The following is a 20,355-nucleotide window of genomic DNA, read 5'->3' as shown; positions in this document are numbered from 1 at the left end:
CCTCCTCTTAATTTTTAAACTTCTTTGGTTTTTCTCTATCAGGCGTATAAATTATCGTTAATGTTCTTAATGCAATTATTGACAGCATAACAACTGAATAGGCTATAGCCATTTTAAAATCTAAACGGTGATAAAATGTGGAAATCATAACCTCTCTTAACACAAATACAATTGCCGCATCCGTAATATAGGAAAGCTTTATCCTGTCAAAATCAAAGTAAGACATCGCACCCCTGAAAAACTCTATCAAAACAAACAGATTCAATACCTCTTCAACAGCCCTCGACATCGTTTTGCTTGTCGGTGGAAATTGCATAACAATATCTTTAAGATCAAAGATAAGCCTGAAAAGATACAGCACGATTACAAGCAAAATTAAAATAGAGAGGATATACAAAATCACATCCATGGCTTTTTTTACAATTGACACTTTAACCATACCGCAAGGATATATAAATTGGAAAATAAGGTCAAGCCATTGCTATTGATATACAAAAGAAAAAATAGTTCGCTTGATAAAAATAGAATTATTTAATATAATTTAGAAAAATTTTTACGGAGGTTTTAGTCATGCATGTGGTTGACACCTTAATCGGTCAACTCTTCTGGATCATCTTCTTCATCATGCTATTCTACCCCTACTTTAAATCTCAATCGCTTGAGGGACAAAGAATCAGACTGATAAGACAGCTTGAAAGGAAACACTCAAGCAGGGTTATAACATTAATTCACAGGCAGGAGACAAAATCGCTGTTTGGTTTCTTCTCAATGAAGTTTTTAGATATAGAGGATTCTGAGGCAATTCTGAGGGCTATTAGAATGACGCCAGAGGATATGCCAATCGATATGATTATTCACACACCCGGTGGTGTAGCATTAGCTGCAACTCAAATTGCCAACGCTTTAGCAGACAGAAAGGCAAAAGTCAGGGTTATAGTTCCTCATTATGCCATGAGCGGCGGCACTTTGATAGCTCTGGCAGCCGATGAGATTTTAATGGATAGCTATGCAGTTTTGGGACCTGTGGACCCACAACTTGGGGGAGAGCCAGCTGCATCAATCAAAAAAATCAAAGAGCTTAAAGAGATTAAAGATATCAATGATGAAACATTAATAAAGATCGACATGAGCGAAAAAGCACTTGCCCAGATGCACAACACAGTTAAAAGCCTTCTAATAAAGAAAGGCTACAGCGACAACGATGCAGACAGAATTGCAACAGAGCTTTCAAGCGGCAAATGGACGCACGATTTTCCCATAACCGTTGAGCATGCAAAAGAATTGGGTCTTAAAGTCTCAACACAGCTACCTGATGAGGTTTATGCTTTAATGAGCCTTTATCCTCAGCCTACTGCAACCCAATCGGTAAACTATATACCGCTTCCATACAACAGACCCGGCAATACTCAAAATTCAACCCATAAAGAGGGTTGAATTTTAAAAAATTAGATTAATCTTAAATTCAAAAAGAAGGAGGTGTGTATGGGTAATGTAAGTATCAAAACCAAACTCACAGGCGTAATAGCAATAGTATCACTGATTCTGTTGTTTTTTGCCGGGTCGATGGTTGTGGAGAAAATAAAAACCTACACAAATCTAAAAAACTCCTATGAGCTTGTTGAACTTTCTGTAAGAATTGGAAGCCTTGTGCATGAGCTGCAAAAAGAAAGAGGGGCTTCAGCTGGATTTTTGGGTGCAAAGGGCAAAAAATTTGGTGAAATTCTGCACAATCAGCGAACTCTTACAGATAAAAGACTCGCCCAACTCTATGCAGTGGCAAAACATGTTAACATCAATTCCAATCCACGATTTGCAAGATACTTTAACACAGCCCTGCAGCTTATAAAACAGATTCCACAGATGAGAAGCAGTGTTGATAGCCTGTCGGTAAATGTTAAAAATGAGGTGGCTTTTTACACAAAGATAAATTCAAACCTGCTTGATGCTGTGGGTGCAATAGGCTATGCAATGAAAGATGCTAATATAGCCAAAGAGCTTAACGCCTATACAAACTTTCTCTTATCAAAAGAAAGAGCAGGCATAGAAAGGGCTGTGCTTTCAAATACATTTGCTCAAAATCATTTCGGACCAGGTATGTATGAGAAATTTATCACACTTGTTGCAGAACAGAAAAGCTACATCCATTCATTTAAAATATCCGCCAGCAAAAAGTTCTTAAATTACTTTGAAGAGCATTTTAAAGGCCCAAGTATAGAAGAAGTAAACAGAATGAGGCAGATCGCCATAAGCCACTTCGGTAAGGGCAACTTTGGTGTTGACCCCGAATACTGGTTTAAAACCATAACAAAGAAAATTAACATCCTGAAAAATATAGAAGATTTTATGGAAGCATCAATCATGCACGATATAAAAGCCGAAATCAATGTAGCATTAGCAGATTTTATACTCTACTTAGTGCTGCTTGCTGCAGGAATAGCATCAATTCTACTGCTTATCTTTGTTGCCTTCAGATATGTATTAAAAACAATAAAGGATCTAACCTTTGAAGCAAAAGACCTTGCAAGTGGAGAGGGTGACCTGACAAAGAGAATCAAGGTAGAAAATAACGATGAATTGGGTGAGTTAGCTGCATGGTTTAATAAATTCATAGAAAAGATTCAGGGTATCGTGCTTGAGATAAAAAACAACACAACCCAGCTCAATTCTCAATCCACAGCATTAGAAAACTCCGCTGTTAACATTACCCGTCTGATTGAGGAAACATCAAGAAACACAGAAGAGATTGCAAACGCCATGAACGATACAACAGAAGCCGTAAACGGCATAGCTCAAGCCACAGAAAACATCAACTCACTTGCCAACGATGTTGGTGAGGTTAACCAGAAGATGATTGAGGATATTGAATTGAGGCTTGAGAGGATGAGGCGCAACGCCGAGCTTGCAAAAGAGGCGATGGAGCAGATCAATACGGTGGGTGAATCATCCAAAGAGATCGGTCAAATTGTTGGCGTGATCAATGAAATAGCCGATCAAACAAACCTGCTTGCACTGAATGCTGCAATTGAGGCAGCACGAGCTGGTGAGGCTGGACGAGGCTTTGCTGTTGTGGCAGATGAGGTAAGAAAGTTGGCAGAAAAGACACAAAGAGCTACAGAAGAAATTCGATCAATGATAACAAAGATACAAAACGATACAAAAACAGCGGTTGATAAAACAAAGCAAGCAAGCGAAATGATCCTTGAGGAAGGAAGAAAGGCTGAGGAAGACAAACGCAATGTTGAAGAGGTTGTTGAAAAAACAAGCAGGGTTATAGAGGAGATAAATTCCACATCTGCAGCAACTGAAGAGCTTTCCTCAACCTTCTCTGAGATGGATATGCAGATTAAGGACATCGCTCAGGCTGCAAAAGAAAACATTAAAGCCGTTGAAGAGGTATCTAACGCTGCAAAACAGCTAAACAACATAGCCCTGCAGGTCGAAAATATGCTAAATAAATTCAAGGTTTAACAAGAGGGGCTCAACCCCCCTCTTTCTTTTTTGTTGACCTTCAACCCCCCATTTGATAAAAAACCACAAACAAAATGTGGAGGTGATTATGAAGCGATTGGTCGTGTTTTTGTTGGTTTTAGGCGTTTTACTTGGCTATAGTTACAGCAGCAATGCAAAAGAGAAAAAAATCAAGGTAGCATTCCTCTATGTTGGACCCCACAACGACGGCGGTTGGTCGCAGGCTCATGATGAGGGCAGAATCTATCTACAAAAACATCTACCCTATGTGGAAACATCATACTCAGAAAGCGTTCCAGAGGGTGCACCGTGTGAGAAGGTTATACGCGACTACATCCACAACGGCTATACGGTGATTTTTGGAACAAGCTTTGGTTTTATGGATTCTATGTATAATGTTGCAAAGGATTATCCCAATGTCATTTTTGAGCACTGCTCTGGTTATAAAACAAGAAAAAATATGGGCACCTATTTTGGCAGGATGTATCAGGCAGACTACCTTGCAGGCCTTGTTGCAGGTATGATGACAAAGTCAAACTACATAGGCTTTGTGGCACCATTTCCCATTCCAGAGGTTGTTAGAGAGATAGACTCCTTCACAATAGGTGTAAGAGAGGTAAACAAAAAAGCCACAGTGCATGTTATCTGGACTAACTCATGGTTCAATCCTGCAAAAGAGCGCTCAGCAGCAGAAACATTTATAGCAAACGGTGCTGATATCATTGCAAGTGGATGTGATTCACCAGCCTCTATTGAAGCAGCAAAAAAAGCAGGCATATACGCCATTGCATACGATAGAGATATTCACAATAAATTCCCAAAAACGGTGCTTACATCCCGTGCATGGAACTGGGGTGTTTTTTATGTAAAGGTGCTTAAAGAGATCCATAACGGCACCTGGAAAGCAACACAATACTGGGGTGGAATGGAAACAGGCATTGTAAAATTAGGTAAATTCGGTGATACTGTTCCTCAAAAGGTCAAAGAATATGTTCTCAAAAGGGAAAGAGAGATAAAAGAGGGTAAATTTAAGGTATTTGCAGGTCCCATCTATGATCAGCATGGCAAATTGATGGTTAAAAAAGGCCAGGAGCTACCCGATAAAGACAAACTCTCACTTCAATGGTTTGTTGAAGGTGTTGTGGGTTCTATTCCACACTAAAAAAGAGCTAATGCTTTCAGAGGCTGGTTTATCCAGCCTCATTTTTATTTATGAGTGAAGTTATTTTAAAAGCTGTTAATATAACAAAAAGATTTGGTGATGTTATAGCAAACGATAGTGTAAATTTTGAACTAAACAGAGGCGAAATCCACACTCTTTTAGGTGAAAACGGCGCTGGCAAAACAACATTGATGAATATTCTATACGGCATTTATTTACCATCAGAGGGACAGATTTACTTAGAAGAAAAACCTGTCGTTATTAATTCTCCACTTGATGCCATAAGATTGGGCATAGGTATGATTCATCAACATTTTATGCTTGTTGATACACTCACGGTGTATGAAAATATCATCTTAGGTTTAAAAGAGTACGGTATTATCATTAAAAAGAGAGCAATACTGCAAAAATTGAAAGAAATTGAAGATAGATACAACCTAAAAGTCAATCCCTTTGAAAAGATATGGCAGTTAGCCGTAGGAGAGCAGCAAAAGGTAGAAATCATAAAAGTTCTATTCAGGGGTGCAAATATATTGATACTTGATGAGCCTACAGCTGTTTTAACGCCGCAGGAAACAAAAAGCCTGTTCAATATTCTCAAAAATATGAAAAACAACTCAAAATCGATAATATTTATCAGTCATAAGCTTGAGGAGGTATTGCAGATAAGCGATAGAATCACCGTAATGAGGGCTGGCAGGATAATAAAAACCCTCAACAAACAAAATACTTCAAAAGAGCAGCTTGCCGATTTAATGATGGCAGATATCAAGCTCCTCAATATACCCAAAGAAAATAAGCCATCAGATGAAACCATACTTGAGGTTAACAATCTTCAGGTTATATCAGACAAAGGCGTAAAATCGGTTGATGGCTTAAGCCTAAAGGTAAAAAGGGGAGAAATTTTAGGAATCGCTGGCGTCTCAGGTAACGGTCAGAAGGAACTTGTCCAGACAATTGCAGGTGTAAAAAAAGCCGTTGGAGGCAGGATTATTTTTAACGGTATAGATATAACAAACAAACCCCCGCGATTTATTGCAAAAAGTGGCATAAACTACATACCTGCAGATAGACTTGCAATGGGTGTCGCACCAAACTTAAATTGCGTGGACAATGCAATTCTTAGATGTTATTACAGAAAACCATTCTTACAAAACGGTATCATGAAATACAAAAAAGCAATAGATTATACAAAACAGATTGTAAAGGATTACAATGTTAAATTGAAATCCATATTCTCACCGATAAAGCTACTTTCTGGCGGCAATATGCAAAAGCTGATTCTTGCACGGGAATTATTAGAAAAACCAAAGCTGTTAATAGCCTCTTATCCAACAAGGGGTCTTGATTTAGCATCAACAATTTTTTTTAGAAAAAAACTTGTTGAGATAGCAAAAGAGGGCACAACTGTTATCCTTGTATCTGAAGATTTAGATGAAATTCTTTCGCTTTCAGACAGGGTGGTTGTAATGTATGAGGGTAAAATAGTGGGAATAGTTAACCCAAAAACAACAGACAAAAACACTTTGGGCCTTATGATGGCTGGAATTACGCCATGATATACTTTGAAAAGGTTTCAACCCAAAGAAACTACCTAAAAATTCTCATACCGATTATTTCAATTCTACTTGGCTTCTTTATTGGTGGCATAGCCATTGCAGTAGCCCACATAAACCCATTTGAGGTTTACAAACAGCTATTAATAAACGCCTTTGGAAGCCCTTATGCTATATCAGAAACGCTTGTTGCAGCCGTTCCCTTGATGCTTATAACCGCAGGCCTCATTGTGGTTTTTAAAATGAATATCTGGAACATCGGTGCATACGGTCAATACATCATGGGTGCAATCTTTAGCTCCTATTTCCCCATATTTTTAACTGACAAGATCCCGCATTATATGATGCTGCCAGTAATGGTTATTGCAAGTATGATCGGTGGCGCTTTATGGGCTTTAATACCCACTATCTTAAAAATCATCTGGGAGGTCAATGAGGTTATAACGACACTGTTATTAAACTACATTGCACTGTTTATACTGAAGTTTCTCATGTATGGACCGTGGAAAAATCCTTCAAGCTACGGCTTTCCTCTGTCAAAAACATTTCCTGATTATGCTCAATTACCGATTCTGTTTAGCGGAAGCAGACTAACAATCGGTTTTGTCTTTGCTATTTTTGCGCTTCTGTTTGTTTATTTTCTTATATCAAAAACCCGTTTTGGCTATGAGATGAGAATTATTGGAGACAACCCTAAAACAGCGCATTATGCAGGTATTAATGTGAAAAAGAACATCATCATAGGAATGCTGATAAGTGGAGCCTTAGCTGGGCTTGCGGGAATGGTCGAGGTATCGGGTATAATTCACTTTCTACAGATAAAAATCGGCGCCGATTACGGCTACACATCAATTATCGTTGCATGGGTTTCATACCTTAACCCGATCACCACTTTTTTTGCCTCAATACTCTTTGGCGGATTATCCTCTGGAGGATACTCAATCCAGATCACAATGCGTGTTTCATACGGCATAGTAAATCTTATAGAAAGTATAATTCTCTTCAGCCTCGTTGGAGCACAGATATTTTTAAACTACAGAGTCAGGTGGAAAAAATGACGCATCACCACATATATGTAATGCTACTTGCAAACACTATTAAGGCTGGCACAATTCTTCTGTTTCCCACAATCGGCGAAATCTTTGCAGAAAGATCAGGTATTTTAAATTTAGGTGTTGAAGGCATGATGCTTATCGGTGCATTTTTTGGCTTTATAGTTTCATATTCAACAAACAATCCCTATTTAGGTATGATTGTGGGTATGTTAGCCGGTGGAATAGCAGGACTGATACATGCATTTATTTCTATCACACTGCGCGGCAATCAAATTGTAAGCGGCCTTGCTTTAACCATTTTTGGCAGTGGTTTTACAACATTCTATGGACAGAAGTGGATAAATATGACGCTAAACAACACACTTCCCCACATAAACATTCCTTTATTAAGCCAGATACCCGTAATTGGAGCAATATTTTTTAAACAGGATTTAGTTGTTTATCTCTCATACATCATCGTTTTTGTTATGTGGTTTATACTTTACAAAACAACCATTGGTTTAAATTTAAGAGCCGTTGGAGAAAACGCCAAAGCGGCAAATGCCATGGGAATTAGCGTTTATAAAATCAGGTATCTGTGGACATTCTTTGGCGGTGTAATGGCTGGAGCTGGCGGCGCCTATCTAACAATAGCCTATGCACCGTTCTGGCTTGATGGAATTACAGCTGGCAGAGGCTGGATTGCCATAGCGCTTGTTATATTTGCCATGTGGGATCCAATTAAGGCGATGTTTGGGGCTTATCTATTTGGTGGAATAAACGCTTTACAGTTTCAGCTCCAGGCAAGCGGCACAACGATACCATCAGCTCTTCTTAATATGCTGCCCTATCTTGTAACATTTATTGTTATATCCATTAGCTTTATTATTGTCAAAGCACGCTTTGTAAAACCACCAAAAGAGCTGGGTATCCCCTATATCAGAGAAGAAAAATAGCTAACTTAAGTTTTCTTTGCCTTAAAATGGTAGTAAGCAAACAACAAAACCATTCCTGCAACACCTGCAAGATTTATCTCTTTTGATGATGGATAGTATGAAAGAAGCCCAAAAATCAAAAAGAGTAGCCTTTCTATAATATTTAAGTGCCTATTCCAGTAACCTTCAAGAAATATAGTAAATCCAAACAAACCAAACAAACCACTTACAGCTGGCAGAATTACTGCAGGATGAAGACCTGCAAGTAAATTTGTGTATAAATAAAGAATTGGAATAAGCAGTAAACCCTTTGCAAGCTTAAATCCCTCAATAGCCGTATCCACGGGTTTTGAGCCTGCTATGCCGCTTGCAGCAAATGCAGCAAGAGCAATGGGAGGTGTTACATTGGCAGTCTCAGCAAGCCAGAAAACCACCATATTTGCTGCTAAAACACCTACACCTAACATTTTAAAGGCAGGTGCTATTAAAATTGCAAGCACAATATATGAAGCTGTTACAGGCAATCCCATCCCTAAAAACAGAGCAGCCAGAGCAGTTAGAAGATAAAGCAAAAATACGCTGTTTTTTGTAATTGAGGTTACTATTATTGAAAGAGAAATACCAAGACCAGTTAGAGTTATTACACCAACAATAATGCCTGCAATTAAAAGCAAAACGCCTGTGCCCACCATATTGCGACTACCCAAAACCATAGCATCTATAATCTCTTTTGGACCCATTCTTGTTTCTTTCTTTAGCCAGCTTGAAACAACAACAGCTACAATACTGATTATTGCTGCATATGTGGGTGTGAAACCATCCACAAGTAAAAAAATTAAAACAATCAAGGGGATAAGAAAATGCCATCCCCTCTTTAATACATCTTTCAGGGATGGAATCTCATCCTTCTCAAGAGGTCTTAAGTTGCTCTTTTTTGCCCTTATATGGACATTCAACAAAACGCCAAGATAATACATTACCGCAGGAATAAACGCTTTACCAATAATCGTTGTGTATGGAATCTGAGTCCACTGAGCCATAATAAAAGCACCAGCTCCCATAATAGGAGGCATCATCTGCCCTCCAACAGAAGCTGCTGTTTCTACACCACCTGCAAATTCAGGTTTAAAACCGATTTTCTTCATAAGAGGAATTGTAATGGAACCTGTTCCCACAACATTGGCAACAGAAGAACCGGTTATCGAGCCCATTAAACCGCTTGCTAAAACCGCAACTTTTGCAGGACCACCAACACTCCTGCCCAACAACGCCTTGGCAAGGTCTATAATAAAATCACCGGCTCCGCTTTTTAAGAAAAAGGCGGCAAATAGAATAAACAGATAAACATAGGTTGATGCAATTGTTGCAATATATCCAAAAATACCGTCATTGGTAAAATACATGCGGTAGATATAGCTTGAATAAAAAATGCCCCTGAAACTAAACATCCCGGGAGGCATAAGTCTACCCAAAAACAACGCATAAGCAGAAAACACAACAGCAAGCAAGGGGATTACCAAACCTGCAGCCCTTCTTGATAGTTCAATCAACAATACAACAGCTACACTGCCCACAACAATATCCCTTAGAATCAAAGCCTCATTTCTGGCATGTACGCTGTTTTCGAAAAACACAAGATATAAGCCACTCAAAAGAATCAAAAAAGCTAAAACGATGTCAATTTTAAGGGTTTGTTTTGCCTTTTTCTTAGAAAGCGGATAAAGAATAAAACCCATAAAACCAATCAAAGAGAAAAATATGGCGTTTTGATGCAATTCAGATATAACACCAAAACTGTTGTAGTATAAAGCAAAGATAGCCAGCACAACGCCGGCTATCTTTACAAGTAAACCAGGTAGACCTAAAGTATCAGGATTTCTCAAAAGTACCGAAGAACCAGCTTCAGCCTCAATCAAATCCTTTTTATCTTCCATTGATGCACTTACCTACCTTTATTTTGCAATTAATCGAGCTGGAATTTTTACTCCCTGCTCTTTGTAGTATTTTGCTGCACCGGGATCAAGTGGAACTGGCAATCCGTTTATAGCATTCTTTAAGCTCATAAAATATGTAGCCTTGTGAATGTTGTGTAGAAATGGCAGGTTTTCATAAATAGTTTTTACAATTAGATAAACATCCTGGGCAGGAACACCCTTTCTTACAGCAAGAAAGTTGGGCTGAGCAATGGTGTATATAGGTTTTTTCTGACCTGGATAGGTATTGGGTTTTATAATATATCTATACCATACAGGAAATGCTGCATCTATTTTTTTCAATTGCTCATCTGTAAAGTTTAGTATGGCAACCTTATCAGCACCCTCTTTTGCAAACAACCTTGTAATAGCAGCAACTGGAGGACCAGCAGGTGTGTTGGCACCAGCAATTCTACCGTTTATCATGGCATCTATACTTGCGTTATAGCCCAGATATACAGGATAGATATCTTTTCCAATCTTTATACCCAAAGCTCCCAGTATAACCTTACCAGAACCCTCTGTTCCGCTTCCCCTTTTACCTATAGAGAATCTTTCATGCAATCCCTTTAAATCCATAATGTTTCCTGTTTTAACATATTTCTTTAACAAAGAGAAATGCTCAACATTGGGCCACAGTGCTGTAACAGCATAGAAAAACTTCTGGGGTTTACCTTTATAAAGGCCTTTTCCGTTGTAAGCCATCGCACCAAACAAACCCTGAAGAATAGCAAAATCAGCCTCCTTGTTTTTCAAAAGCTGGATGTTTTCACCGCTTCCAGCTGATGTTATGGCTGTAGCGGTAATACCTTTTTTTGCAAGCTTCACATTAATCAGGGTTGCAATAGCCACACCGACAGGATAATAGGTGCCTCCCGGTGTTGCAGTAGCAATGATGTAGTTCTTATACTTCTTTGCAAACACATTTGGAGCTGAAAAAACCGTTAACAGTAAGGCAAAAACAGCAACAAACGACACAACTCGCTTAAACATCTCCACACCTCCTAAACTTATTTTCAATATTGTATAGTTTTTAACTTATTCGTCAAGAGTTAGTTTTTAAAAATTTTTCTTAAACTAAACAGCTGCTGATTTAGCCAGCATATCAGCTTTTTTGTTTTTGCCTCTGGGTATGTGTGTTATATTAAAGCTTTTAAACCTCTTAATCAATTTATTAGCTTCTTTATGCAGCCTCTTAAGTTGATCATCTTTAACTGCATATTCACCCTTTATCTGCTTAACAACAAGTTGAGAGTCGCTAAACACCTCTATTGAGTCTATCTTTTTATCCAGTGCAAGTTTTAATCCTTCAATCAACGCCTTATATTCTGCTACATTGTTTGTTGTAACGCCTATCGACTCAGAAAGCTCAAACTCATCATCTTCAATCTGTAAAACAACACCAATACCAGCTTTTCCAGGGTTACCGCTTGATGCACCATCAACAAACAGCCTACCTGATTTAAAACTACCCTTCTTTAAACAGTCTAAAATCTTCAAAAAGTAATCATTAACCTTATCATCATCTAAATTGTTTTTTTCTGCAAGCTCCTTAGCGCAGGGGCTGTTTTTTAAATGGAGAAAAAAATCGTATTCATCCATTACTCTTGGCTTTCATCATCTAGGTAAAGCATCCTGCCGCAGTTTGGACAGTAAACGATTTCATCAGTATCTTTAAGAAGCGCAACAACCTGAGGAGTAAGTTTCATAAAGCAACCGTAACAGGCCTCTTTTCTTGAAGGCACAATTGCTGTTCCTTTTGCCCATTTATTGATTCTTTCGTATTTATTTAATACCGCTTTATTTATTGTGGGCAAAAGTTCATTTTTAGCTGCTTCAATGTCCTTAATCTCTTTGTCTATCTCTTCTCGCCTTTTGTTAAACTTTTCCCTGAACTCATCTAAAGTTTTTAAAAGCTGCTCATAACGCTCCTGCAGTTCTTTAAGGCCTTTTTCCTTTTGTTCAATCTCCTCTTTGACCGCCTCTATCTTTTCCTCAAGTACGGTTTTATTTGTCTTTGCTATATCGATTTCTGTGTTAACAGCCTGCAGCTGTTTTTCGTTGGAAACACTGTTGAGTTTAACCTCAAGTTTCTTTAATGTTTCAAGTGTATCGGCTAAAAGCTCTTCTTTTAGATTTAAATCCTTCTTCAGCTCCTCAAGTTCTGCGTTAGCATCTGCAATCTGAGCCTTTTTAATATCAACAACATCTATAATCCTGTTTTCCTTTGCATCGATTCTTTTAAGCTCATTTTCAAGGTCTGAAATCTTTTTATCAAAACCCTGAATCTCCAGTAGTTTTTCAAGATCTGGATTCAAAGTACACCTCCTAAAAATATTTCCACGGTAGTCTATCCTCTTTTGAAACAAAAACTCTTATATCTTTAAAATTAGCTTCAATTAAATCCTTAAGTATAAACTTTGCGTATTTTTCTGTATGAAAATGGGTTGCATCAACTACATTTATTCCGGTTTCTTTTGCAAAAATAGCCGTATGGTGTTTTAAGTCACCGCTTAAAAATACATCAAAGTCAAGCTGCCTAATTTGATTTAACAAATCCATGCAACTACCACTGCAGACTGCTACCCTTTCTATCATTTTATCTTTAGCTTTCACATACTTTAATACTTCAACTTCTAACTTTTCCTTCACATATTCAAGAAAATCCTCAAAACTTTTTGGCTGGTTCAATCTACCTATACGCAGAGGCTTTGCATACTCAATAATCTCAACATCCTCAAGTCTTAGTTTTTTGCACAGGTAATCATTTAAACCATTTTCGGCAATATCAAGATTCGTATGAAAAGCATAAATACCAATACCTGCCTGAATCGCCCTGTATGCCACATTGAAAGGATAAAAATCGTTGTATATCTTTTTTGTTGAAGAAAAAATCAACGGATGGTGAGCTATAACAACATTACAGCCAAGTCTTATAGCCTCATCGATGGTAGCCGATGTTATATCCAACGCCAACAACACGCCTTTTATGGAACTTTCCTGTGGGGAGATTTGAAGACCGGAATTATCCCAGCCTTCCTGAAGGCTTAGCGGAAAATATGCTTGAAGAAACTCGATTAGCTTACCTACTTCCATTAATTAACTGGTGGGCCCACCAGGACTCGAACCTGGGACCAACCGGTTATGAGCCGGTGGCTCTAGCCAGCTGAGCTATGGGCCCGTTCAACTTCAAAAGCAAAAATTACTATACAGATTCATCACGATTTGTCAACAAAAAAGTAGAATTCTTCTTTTTTGATTCAAAAAGAGAGTAGACACAGCCACAGTAATTCTGCCTGTAAAAACCAAACTCTTTTGATAGCTCCACGGAGTGTTTAAACCCATCTTTCTTTTTAAAATCGCTATCCTCAAATTTTACTCCAAAATGGGTTGCAAGAATTTCGCCAATATGTTTTATCTTTTTGTAATTTTTCAGAGGGCTTACAGACAGGGTTGTTGTAAAGTAATCAAAGCCTTTGTTTTTTGCAACCATAGCCGTTTTATACATTCTCATACCATAGCACACACTGCAACGTTTACCGCCCTCCTTTTCATTTTTAAAAACCTTCGTCTTTTTTAGCCATTCCTTTGGCTTATATTCACCCACAAAAAGCTCTATATTGTGAAACCCGCAGAGTTTTTTAATCTCTTCAAGTCTTATTTTATACTCTCTTTCTGGATGGATATTGGGATTGTAAAAATACACAGCAAGGTCGTATCTATCTTTTAATCTTTCAATTACACTTGTAGCGCACGGGGCACAGCAGGCATGCAAAAGCAAACGCGGTTTTTTATTAAGCCTTTCTATTGCATCCCTGACAGGTTTAAAACTCTTTCTATGGATCGGTGAAGGACCGTATTTAAGCAGAGCCTCTTTATGCGCTTTGGTGCCGTATCCTTTATGCCTATCAAAACCGTATTGTGGATACATCTCAGCCATAAGCTCCATATAACGGTCTCTAAATACCTTTGCAAGAATACTTGCAGCGGCTATTGATTTAACCTTGCTATCGCCCTTTACAATGGAGTTGTATTTAACAGGCAAATCAAACCTATCCCTTCCATCGATAAGCAAAAAAGTGGGTTTTTGAGGCATGTTTTCTATTGCCCTTTTTATGGCAAGTTCAACAGCTTTTACTATGCCAAATTGATCAATCTCATCATTGGAGGCAAGACCAATACCATATAGTGAGTTCTTTTTTATGATTTCGTAAAGCTCTTCCCTTTTAGCAGCAGAAAGTGCTTTGGAGTCTTTTATTTCATCTAAATGGGGAATTTCTCTGTTTAAGATTACACAGGCTGCAACAACAGGTCCAGCCCATGGACCCCTGCCAGCCTCATCTACACCGGCTGTTTTTCCCATCGCCTGTCGTTTTTCATAAAGATCTTGGATAGCTTTTTCAGTCCCAAATACTCAGCAACAACCCTGCATTTTATCAAAAACAAAAAATAGATTCGCTCATCGTTTAACTCGCTTAATGTCTCAAAGTTACCCTGCCCTTTTGAAATAATAATATCTGCACTATCCCACACCTGCCTGCATCTGCCACTTTCATAGGCTGGCCAGAAGCCAGGAATCGCCTTGCTTGAGGCTACTATTTCAGCAATTTCATTCATTCCCACATACAAAGCATCTTCAATGGTTACATCGTTGATTATTGGACCACCCCTTACAATCACATAGAGTTTCTTTTGAGGATAGATATTTTTTATCGTTTTTAGCAAAATCATATCAAATACTATTTCGCCAGCATTATCAGCAACAAGTACAACATTGTTTGCTTTTTTAAGCTTTTCTTTAAATTCCTTAATATCACTTACATCAAGGGGGTTTTTAACGGTTTCATCAATGGTTTTTTGTAGATTAAAAGACTCAATCTGAGATCCAAAATCGATAATATTGCCAGCTAATGCAAGCCTTATTGCATACAAAATCGGATCTTTTGCCCCTTCAATCTCCTTTTCCATAAAATCGACATAACCCAGGGCAATATCGTTAAATTTCTTTTTTATAAAGCTATAAGGGTCCTTTTTGTGTAGCACATCTTTAATCGTTCCATAAACAAATTCACTAATCAAAGGAGGAGGCTGTTCAACATCGATACCCTGCAAAATCCTTACCACAGCTGTTGTTGTTTTTAGTAGATGGTCTCTATCGTTATAGTATAATTTGGTTGACCTTATAGCCTGACCTATAAAACAGGAGAAACATTCAGCGTGCACTTTCACAAGCCCCATTATAGATTTTTATTTTAAAGTTTCAATGAAAAATATATAATTGAAGTCATGATAAGAAGAACTCTCAAGGAGCTTCCCACAAAAAAATTTGATATCAGAGCAACATTCTTTTCAGGCTCCACTATCTCAAAAATCTATAGCTTCTTCATGCAATTTATAACAGCACTATCTCTAATTGCCATCATAGGCTACGATAAAGCTATTCCCATAAATCTTGGCATGCCGCAGATCTATAAAAAAATTGAGATATTAACCATCTTCTTTTTCCTTGCAGACCTTGCCATTAAAGGCGTTATGTCGTATGAGGAAAAAGACCAACAAAAGCATTCAATAGCCCGATTTGTTTTTCATCCATTAAGAATTGCAGATGTCTTTGCAATCATACCATATGGATTCTTACCATACCCTTATAGATTGGCTATACTTGTTGCACGAATAATCAAAGGAGCAAGCTACAGCAAAAGCATCAAAGAGGTGCTTGCAGGCTTAAAGGAAAAAACATTCGAGATTTCAACGGTTTTTATTATTTTCACATTTTCCATCTTAAGCTCATCCATTATTATATTCGTTGCAGAAGAGGGAAAAAATCCCAATATTAAAAATATATTTGACGCCCTGTGGTGGAGTATTGTCACATTTACCACTGTGGGTTATGGCGATATAACACCACAAACAACAATCGGCAGGGTTGTAGCTTCATTTCTTATGATAATGGGTATTTCGGGAATTGCATTGCTTACAGGTATTATCTCAAGTGCCTTTACCGATAGAATTTTAAAATTAAAGCTCAGTATGGAGGAGATTATGGAGAAAAAAATAAAGAATTTAACAAATCATTTTATCATCTGCGGCTATGGAAGGGTTGGAAAGGTTGTGGCAAAGGAGATGGAGAGATTTAAAAAACCGTTTGTGGTGGTTGAGGAAAATCAGGAAAGGGCAAAAGAGGCGATAAATGAAGGTTATTTGACGATTATCGGTTCTGCAACGGATGAGGAGGTTTTAAAAAAAGCAAGGGTAAAAGAGGCTCAGGGTATAGCGCTTGTAATGGATACAGACGCCGATAACCTGTATGCATTGATTACGGCAAAAGATGAAAATAGAAATATTTTGGCTGTGGCAAGGGCAAACTCTGAGGATTCTGTAAAAAAATTCATAAAACTTGGAGCAAAAACAATCTCACCGTATCAGTCAAGCGGTTATGATATCTCTCGCATGCTTATCTCACCAAGGACAGCTGAATTTGTTTCAATCGTAATGCAATCAGACAGAACAATAGAGATGGGAGAATTCTATATCACAAAAGATTCACCCTACGCTGGTAAAAAGATTAAAGATACAGACATAAGAAGCAACTACAACCTCATCATCATCGCCATTATATCAAAAAATAAAGAAACAATTTTCAACCCTAAAGCAAACGACATTATAGAGGTAGGCTCAACATTGATCTGTGTTGGCACAAAAGAGGATATGGAAAGATTTCAGGAGGCTATACCTTAAACCTTCTATTCAAAAACTTAATCAAAAATACGCTAAAAAAGGACAAAATGATAACAAGGAGACTTGCTGCAAGCGCTTTCTTAAAATTCCCCTCGCTAATGTTTATGTAGATATTAATCGGGATATTTTCTGTCTTAAAGGCTATACCACCACCAACAAGCAGTGTTGCTCCAAATTCACCCAAGCTTCTAAGCCAGCTTAAGATCAAACCCGATAGAATACCACTAAACGCCAGCTTAAATGTCGTATCATAAAACGATCTAAACCTTCCAGCTCCAAGTGTCATGGCAATTCTTTCATAAACAGGCGGAATTAGCTCAAAAGCCGTTTTTGATGATTTCACGCTAAAGGGAAAGGCTATTAAAAACTGAGCAGTCGCAGCGCCATAGAAGGTAAACACAAAATCATAAAAATTCTTAACAAAATTGGCATTAAACAGATCAAGCAACAAAACACCAACAATCAAAGGTGGGATAATCAAGGGGATATCAAAAAACACATCAAGAAACCTGCTTAAATTAGAATTGCTGCGGGCAAGAAAATAGCCCGACGGAACGCCAAAAATAAAAGAAAATACAGCTGCCAGACCTGATGTTTTGAAACCAAAAACAACTGCGGCAACAAACTCTTTATCCTTAAAAAGCTCAAAGATATCCTTTAGATTAACACACTTAAAACCCCAGATTAAAATAAAGAGGAATATCGATGCAAGCAAAACAACAAAAAACGCAGAAATCGTGGTAAGTTTTAATTGCATACAACAAGACCTTCCTTTTTTAGGGATATCAGAATCCTTCTTCCTTTTTTTATTTCCATTTTATAAACAACATGAGGCAAAACATCCACATAAATCTCTAACCCATCAATTGCTACCTTTATCGCTACATAAAAACCTCTATCCTCAACACTTTTAACAACACCGTAAAACCTGTTTTCCTTATCTGAAACATCCACATCCTCTCTCAAAACCATCACATCCGATGCCTTGATGCACAGATAACCACCTCTGCCTTTTGCACCTTCTATCCAGATATTGCCAATTTTTACTAAATTTCCCTTTTTTTGCTTAATTTTAAATATATTTTTAACGCCAAACAGCCTTGCCACACTAACACAACAGGGTTTGTTAAACATCTCGTATTTTTCTTTGGTTTTTATTATCCTGCCATTTTCTATTACAGCTATTTCATCGGCAAACAGATAAGCCTCTTCAAAGTCGTGACTAACAAAAATCGAAGGGATTTCAAACCTCTCAATCACCTCCTCAACAAGCTCCCTTAGCTGTTCTCTTACAGGCCTATCAAGTGCAGAAAACGGCTCATCAAGCAATAACAGCTTAGGTTGAGCCACAAGAGCCCTCAACACGGCAATCCGCTGTTTTTGACCTCCAGACAATTCTTCTGGTTTGTATGTTAAATAATCACTTATTCCAAAAAGATTAATCAATTCATTTAAGTTTTTGTTATCGACTTTTAGTTTCCGTGCCCTGATGCCATAAACGATATTCTCATAAACATTGAGATGGGGAAACAGCGTATATTCCTGAGGAATATATCCAACACCCCTTAGATTGACTTTAAGAGAAAATTTTTTAGAACTATCAAATAGCAGCGTATCATTCACTTTAATATAGCCCTCATCAGGGTCAAAAAAACCGGCAATCATTTTTAATATCGATGTTTTGCCGCTGCCAGAGCTGCCAAATAGCACATTCTTTAAGCCTTTAAAGTTTATCCTGGCATCGATTACAATATTTTTTAGTTGCTTTTTTATATCTGCCTGTATCATCAATGGGATCTAAAGCAAAGCCTGTTTAAGTTTAACAGAGAGGCAACACCTGCAATGGTTGTGCCGTAAAAAATAACAATCCTGTTTTTATTGTCTCTTTTTGATTCTTCTAAAAATGCATCTATCGTGCCGTTTACAACTGTTGATCCCGTAATCAACGCAAGAAAGTTGGATGCAACAATCTTTCTTGCATATTTAGATCCATCTAAAACCTCCACACCCTCAAAATTCTTTCCAATATTATCCTCATCAAGGTCACAGATCTGAATATGGTCCGCACCAAATTGTTTAATCAGTGCTGAAGCAATAGCAGGTTGAAGTCCAACCATTCCTATAGTTAAATCCTCACCCCATCTTCTAAAAAAACGCTGAGCCATTTCATCTGCGCACTCTCTGGGTTCTCTATCTCTGCAATGAACACTACCCCATGTAAGGTTTAGATATCTCAAAACGGCATTTATTGCAGCCACGACTACAGCTCTGTTGCGATTGTTAGTTAGCTCTAAATTCAAAATATCTTTAATATAACCGCTAAAGTTGCTGGGTTGATCGGTAAATGCCTGACCTTTAGCAGATTCGAACTCTGCCTCGATCAAAACCTCTTTACCCTTTAAAAGTGGAAAATCGTCTCTTTCGGGATTGCCTATCGCCTCGGTTGGCTTTAAAGGCCTCATGGTAATTTTTATTTCCTTTTCAAGCAAACCCTCTTTTTTAACTATCTTTTCAAACTCTGCAATTGCACTCTCCAAAACTCCCATAATCCCTCCTAATAAGCGTTAAATCCAAACTTTTTATAAACAGATAGATGTGCAAGAATGAAGTTGTAAAGCTCTTTAGCTGCTTTTTTATTCTTTGAATATTTAATCAAGGCTATATATCCATATCGATAAACCCTGTAGGCTTCAGGGATTTTTATATAACCAAGACCAGTGCCTCTTAAAAGAGCCTTATCAAGAATAATACCAGCATCAACAACATTGCTTTTTAGGTATCCAATGATCTGCATCACATTGAGGCATTTGATTGTGATATTTTTTTCGATACTTCTTCTCTCTGCCTGTGGTAGTTTATTTAAGATTTCTTCAAACGCCTGACCCAGGCACATAGACTTCGGGTTTCCCCCTGCTATTTTTATGCCGTTTTTTTGTAGGTCTTTGAATGTTTTAATCTTTTTTTTGCCGCTTTCTGAAAGTGCAAAAACCGGTTCCATTGTAAGAAACCTTCTATCTTTAACTACAATACCCTTTCTAATAGCTTTTTTAAGAAAAAATCTATCCATAAATGTATAAACATCTCCCCTTTTTGCTTGTAGCATCTCATTTAAAACCTGACCAGATCCACCACTGATCAATGCAACCTTATCGCTATGCGTTCTGTTAAACTCTTTTGCAATAATCTCAGCCGGTTTTTTAATTCCTGCTCCTGTAAACCAATAAAGCGTATCGGCATAACTTATACCACTTAAAAAAGACAATACAATCCCCATCAATATAATCCTTTTCATTCCTACCTCCCCACTATAAAGCTATACCTTTTGATAATAAAACAGACAGGACCATCTAAAACCTCCTTTCCAATCTCGGGAGGCATAGGCGTTTCCACCTATACCCTATCGGTGACACACCGTAGGATAGCTCCCTTAGGCAATGCCACTCGGAGATTTTATTACTTATATTACTTTGAAGTTCTACTGTCAAGCTT

The 20,355-nt window shown here is 37.9% G+C and carries 19 protein-coding genes, 1 tRNA gene and 1 riboswitch; of the genes, 7 read left to right on the top strand and 13 right to left on the bottom strand.

Annotated features, from left to right (window positions below; genetic code table 11):
- Positions 1 to 7: 7 nt before the first annotated feature.
- Positions 8 to 439 (bottom strand): phosphate-starvation-inducible PsiE family protein, encoded by a 432-nt coding sequence (locus EK17_RS06490; protein WP_035588841.1) that lies wholly within the window; start codon positions 437 to 439, stop codon positions 8 to 10.
- 131 nt (positions 440 to 570) lie between these two features.
- On the opposite strand from EK17_RS06490, the gene EK17_RS06485 reads away from it, so the two are divergent.
- The 6 genes from EK17_RS06485 (at position 571) to EK17_RS06460 (ending at position 8,176) form a co-directional block, all read left to right on the top strand.
- Entirely contained in the window at positions 571 to 1,434 is an 864-nt protein-coding gene (locus EK17_RS06485) for an SDH family Clp fold serine proteinase (RefSeq protein ID WP_035588840.1), read from the top strand.
- Between the two features lie 48 nt (positions 1,435 to 1,482).
- Positions 1,483 to 3,468: a methyl-accepting chemotaxis protein gene (locus EK17_RS06480; RefSeq protein ID WP_035588839.1), complete on the top strand. Its 1,986-nt coding sequence runs from the start codon at positions 1,483 to 1,485 to the stop codon at positions 3,466 to 3,468.
- An 88-nt stretch (positions 3,469 to 3,556) separates the two neighbouring features.
- The gene (locus EK17_RS06475) at positions 3,557 to 4,630 is read left to right on the top strand and encodes a BMP family ABC transporter substrate-binding protein (RefSeq protein WP_035588838.1); all 1,074 of its coding nucleotides are present in this window, start codon (positions 3,557 to 3,559) and stop codon (positions 4,628 to 4,630) included.
- Positions 4,631 to 4,680: 50 nt separating this feature from the next.
- Positions 4,681 to 6,189, top strand: coding sequence for an ABC transporter ATP-binding protein (locus tag EK17_RS06470; RefSeq protein ID WP_035588821.1), 1,509 nt, complete (start codon positions 4,681 to 4,683; stop codon positions 6,187 to 6,189).
- Entirely contained in the window at positions 6,186 to 7,244 is a 1,059-nt protein-coding gene (locus tag EK17_RS06465) for an ABC transporter permease (protein WP_051904485.1), read from the top strand. The genes EK17_RS06470 and EK17_RS06465 overlap by 4 nt, the downstream gene beginning before the upstream one ends.
- Entirely contained in the window at positions 7,241 to 8,176 is a 936-nt protein-coding gene (locus EK17_RS06460; protein WP_035588817.1) for an ABC transporter permease, read from the top strand. The genes EK17_RS06465 and EK17_RS06460 overlap by 4 nt, the downstream gene beginning before the upstream one ends.
- Positions 8,177 to 8,181: 5 nt before the next feature.
- On the opposite strand, the gene EK17_RS06455 is transcribed toward EK17_RS06460, so the two are convergent.
- From EK17_RS06455 to EK17_RS06420, 8 genes are all read right to left on the bottom strand, one after another.
- Positions 8,182 to 10,089, bottom strand: a complete 1,908-nt coding sequence (locus EK17_RS06455; protein ID WP_035588814.1) for a TRAP transporter permease — start codon at positions 10,087 to 10,089, stop codon at positions 8,182 to 8,184.
- Positions 10,090 to 10,107: 18 nt separating this feature from the next.
- Positions 10,108 to 11,121 (bottom strand): TAXI family TRAP transporter solute-binding subunit, encoded by a 1,014-nt coding sequence (locus EK17_RS06450; RefSeq protein WP_035588812.1) that lies wholly within the window; start codon positions 11,119 to 11,121, stop codon positions 10,108 to 10,110.
- A gap of 84 nt (positions 11,122 to 11,205) precedes the next feature.
- Entirely contained in the window at positions 11,206 to 11,580 is a 375-nt protein-coding gene (locus EK17_RS06445; RefSeq protein ID WP_035589063.1) for a ribonuclease HI family protein, read from the bottom strand.
- A 149-nt stretch (positions 11,581 to 11,729) separates the two neighbouring features.
- Positions 11,730 to 12,446 (bottom strand): zinc ribbon domain-containing protein, encoded by a 717-nt coding sequence (locus tag EK17_RS06440; RefSeq protein WP_035588809.1) that lies wholly within the window; start codon positions 12,444 to 12,446, stop codon positions 11,730 to 11,732.
- Between the two features lie 10 nt (positions 12,447 to 12,456).
- Positions 12,457 to 13,224, bottom strand: coding sequence for a Nif3-like dinuclear metal center hexameric protein (locus EK17_RS06435; RefSeq protein ID WP_051904484.1), 768 nt, complete (start codon positions 13,222 to 13,224; stop codon positions 12,457 to 12,459).
- 8 nt (positions 13,225 to 13,232) lie between these two features.
- Positions 13,233 to 13,309: transfer RNA gene (locus tag EK17_RS06430), tRNA-Ile, on the bottom strand.
- Positions 13,310 to 13,333: 24 nt separating this feature from the next.
- Positions 13,334 to 14,491, bottom strand: coding sequence for a ribonuclease HII (locus EK17_RS09270; protein ID WP_084675106.1), 1,158 nt, complete (start codon positions 14,489 to 14,491; stop codon positions 13,334 to 13,336).
- On the bottom strand, positions 14,470 to 15,357 hold the full coding sequence (locus tag EK17_RS06420) for a damage-control phosphatase ARMT1 family protein (RefSeq protein ID WP_198018160.1): 888 nt from the start codon (positions 15,355 to 15,357) through the stop codon (positions 14,470 to 14,472). The genes EK17_RS09270 and EK17_RS06420 overlap by 22 nt, the downstream gene beginning before the upstream one ends.
- Positions 15,358 to 15,414: 57 nt before the next feature.
- Here EK17_RS06420 and EK17_RS06415 point away from each other — a divergent pair, with 57 nt between their 5' ends.
- Positions 15,415 to 16,866 carry an NAD-binding protein gene (locus tag EK17_RS06415; protein ID WP_035588804.1) on the top strand — a complete coding sequence of 484 codons (1,452 nt, stop codon included), beginning with the start codon at positions 15,415 to 15,417 and terminating at the stop codon, positions 16,864 to 16,866.
- On the opposite strand, the gene EK17_RS06410 is transcribed toward EK17_RS06415, so the two are convergent.
- Genes EK17_RS06410 through EK17_RS06395 form a run of 4 tightly spaced genes read right to left on the bottom strand, consistent with a single transcriptional unit; the run spans position 16,856 to position 20,158 of the window.
- Positions 16,856 to 17,623, bottom strand: a complete 768-nt coding sequence (locus tag EK17_RS06410; RefSeq protein ID WP_035588801.1) for an ABC transporter permease — start codon at positions 17,621 to 17,623, stop codon at positions 16,856 to 16,858. The genes EK17_RS06415 and EK17_RS06410 overlap by 11 nt on opposite strands.
- Positions 17,614 to 18,654 carry an ABC transporter ATP-binding protein gene (locus EK17_RS06405; protein ID WP_051904483.1) on the bottom strand — a complete coding sequence of 347 codons (1,041 nt, stop codon included), beginning with the start codon at positions 18,652 to 18,654 and terminating at the stop codon, positions 17,614 to 17,616. The genes EK17_RS06410 and EK17_RS06405 overlap by 10 nt, the downstream gene beginning before the upstream one ends.
- Positions 18,654 to 19,412 carry a Rossmann-like domain-containing protein gene (locus EK17_RS06400; RefSeq protein ID WP_035588800.1) on the bottom strand — a complete coding sequence of 253 codons (759 nt, stop codon included), beginning with the start codon at positions 19,410 to 19,412 and terminating at the stop codon, positions 18,654 to 18,656. Before EK17_RS06400 ends, EK17_RS06405 begins: the two co-directional genes overlap by 1 nt.
- Positions 19,413 to 19,420: 8 nt before the next feature.
- Entirely contained in the window at positions 19,421 to 20,158 is a 738-nt protein-coding gene (locus tag EK17_RS06395) for a molybdate ABC transporter substrate-binding protein (protein WP_035588799.1), read from the bottom strand.
- Between the two features lie 46 nt (positions 20,159 to 20,204).
- A riboswitch (molybdenum cofactor riboswitch) is annotated at positions 20,205 to 20,325 on the bottom strand.
- Positions 20,326 to 20,355: the final 30 nt, after the last annotated feature.

The sequence above is a fragment of the Hippea jasoniae genome (genome assembly GCF_000744435.1).
Lineage (GTDB): Bacteria > Campylobacterota_A > Desulfurellia > Desulfurellales > Hippeaceae > Hippea > Hippea jasoniae.
This window is presented reverse-complemented; position numbering and strand designations above follow the sequence as displayed.